Consider the following 1,894-nt stretch of genomic DNA (forward strand, 5'->3'; position numbering starts at 1 on the left):
CCAAGACCCGCCAGGCCCCTAGTTTTTGCTGGCGTAGGTGACGAACGCGGTCCAGGAGGCTGGGGTGACAGCGAGTTGGGGGCCGTTGGGGTTCTTGGAGTCGCGGATGTGGATGATGTCGCGGGTGAGGGTGGTGGCGACCTCAACGCACTCAGGGCCGTCGTCGCTGCTGTAGCTGCTCTTCGTCCACGCCACCTCGACACATTGCGGACCTTCGTTGCTGCTGTAGCTGCTCTTGGTCCACTTCGGAGCGCCTCCGGCGGAGGGCTTGAGGGTCATGTCTCTCCCCGTAGTTTCTCGATGAAGGCCAGCGACTCCCGTGGGGTGAGCGCCTGGGCTCGGATAATCCCATATTGGATCTCGAGGGTCTGCACCTCGCGCGGATCGGAGATGAGGCGAGTGAAGCGCTGCACTTCCACGTGGCCCACTGTGGTGCCTCCCTTCAGCTTCAGGAGCTGAAGTTGGCCACCCATGCCCGCGTGGTCGTCGCGCTCTGTCGGCATCACTTGGATCTCGACGTTTCGCAACCTTCCCAATTCGAGCAGGTGTTCAAGCTGTCGTCGCTGCACCATTTTGCCGCCGATGGGTCGGCGCAGCGTCACCTCTTCTTGGACAAAGCTGAAGATGGGCGCGGGCTGGCTGGTGAAGATCTCCTGCCGGGCCATTCGGGCCGCCACCCGTTGTTCGATCACGTCGTCTGAGAGCAGCGGCCGTCGCATTGTGAACAGCGCACGCGTGTGCTCTTCCGTCTGCAACAGGCCATCCATGTTGTGGTTGCCGTAGGCGCCCAGCTCAACGGCCTCGGACTCCAACTTCGCCAGATCCCGCACCGTCTTGGGGTAGCGAGCCTCCGCAACATCCTTCTTCATCGCGGCGATCTTGCCGCCTGCCTCAAGAACCCGATCCGCGTTCTCCAGGAACTCCGGACTCGGGATGCGCCGCGCTCGTTCGACGGCCGAAACCTGCTCCTCGCCGTAACCGATCGCCGCCCCCAACTCCGCCTGCTTCAGCCCGGCCGCTTCGCGCCACAACTTGATCTGACGGCCGACCGTCCTCAGGACCGCGCCGCTCTCCTCATCCTCCATACGGGACCACCTCCCACCCGGCGCCGCCGGACAGGCCCGGACCAGGGCCGGACAGTCACTGCCCGTATCGGCGTCGCTACTTTTCAGCCTATTCGCGCGCCGCCACTCTGAGTGACGTGAGCCAACAAATCACTCGAACCGACACTTCCGTTTCGCCCTTCACCGTCCTGCTCTCGGCCACCCGCAAGGGCGCTCGCCTGGCACGACTTCTCGGGACGGAACGCATCCGCTCGTGGGGGCTGCCGCATGAGACGGCGGCGTTGATCATCGCCGAGCTGGCTGCCAACGCCGCGCTGCATGGCCGGGTCCCGGGGCGGAACTTCCGGCTGACACTCAGCGTCACCGGGGGCGTCCTTCGTATCGAGGTGCGGGACCCCCGGGTCGAACGGCTGCCGACCGTGCGCCCGGCGCCCGAGCCCGAGGCGCCGCGTGAGTGCGGGCACGGGCTGTTGCTGGTCGAGGAGTTGGCCGACCGGTGGGGCGTCGTACCCGAGCTGATCGGCAAAACGGTATGGGCCGAGCTCGACGGCACACCCGGATACGAGGCTCACCGGAACGAAGCGAGATTCTCGGTGGCCCACTGGCGGAACGTACGGCCGGGGCGGCCGGTGATCCGCTCGGCGGAGCGTGACGCCTCGATCCGCCGGTCGGACATCCGGGCCCAATGGTCCAACCTCAGCGAGGCAGGGGCCGGGGCGCGGCGGCGTGCCGATCCTCGGGCCGGTGGGGTGTTGAGGCCGCCGGCCTGGGCGGCTCGGCCGGGTTCGGCTTTCGTCTCGCGCCTTCGGCGCAATTGAGCAGCGGGGCAG

2 protein-coding genes and 1 pseudogene are annotated in these 1,894 nt (G+C 66.8%); 1 reads left to right on the forward strand and 2 read right to left on the reverse strand.

What is annotated here, in order from left to right:
• Positions 1-18 precede the first annotated feature (18 nt).
• A complete protein-coding gene (locus tag KN815_RS45945) occupies positions 19-279 on the reverse strand; it encodes a DUF397 domain-containing protein (protein ID WP_216347731.1) in 261 nt (86 codons plus the stop codon).
• On the reverse strand, positions 276-1,085 hold the full coding sequence (locus KN815_RS45950; RefSeq protein ID WP_216347732.1) for a helix-turn-helix domain-containing protein: 810 nt from the start codon (positions 1,083-1,085) through the stop codon (positions 276-278). The genes KN815_RS45945 and KN815_RS45950 overlap by 4 nt, the downstream gene beginning before the upstream one ends.
• 116 nt (positions 1,086-1,201) lie before the next feature.
• Here KN815_RS45950 and KN815_RS45955 point away from each other — a divergent pair.
• Positions 1,202-1,621, forward strand: a pseudogene (locus KN815_RS45955) (ATP-binding protein); the annotation flags it as partial.
• Positions 1,622-1,894: the final 273 nt, after the last annotated feature.

This window comes from Streptomyces niphimycinicus, assembly GCF_018883605.1.
Lineage (GTDB): Bacteria > Actinomycetota > Actinomycetes > Streptomycetales > Streptomycetaceae > Streptomyces > Streptomyces niphimycinicus.

What these genes read in the sequence shown, in the direction of transcription:
- KN815_RS45945 (WP_216347731.1), bottom strand. Translation starts at nt 279, where the DNA reads ATGACCCTCAAGCCCTCCGCCGGAGGCGCTCCGAAGTGGACCAAGAGC.
- KN815_RS45950 (WP_216347732.1), bottom strand. Translation starts at nt 1,085, where the DNA reads ATGGAGGATGAGGAGAGCGGCGCGGTCCTGAGGACGGTCGGCCGTCAG.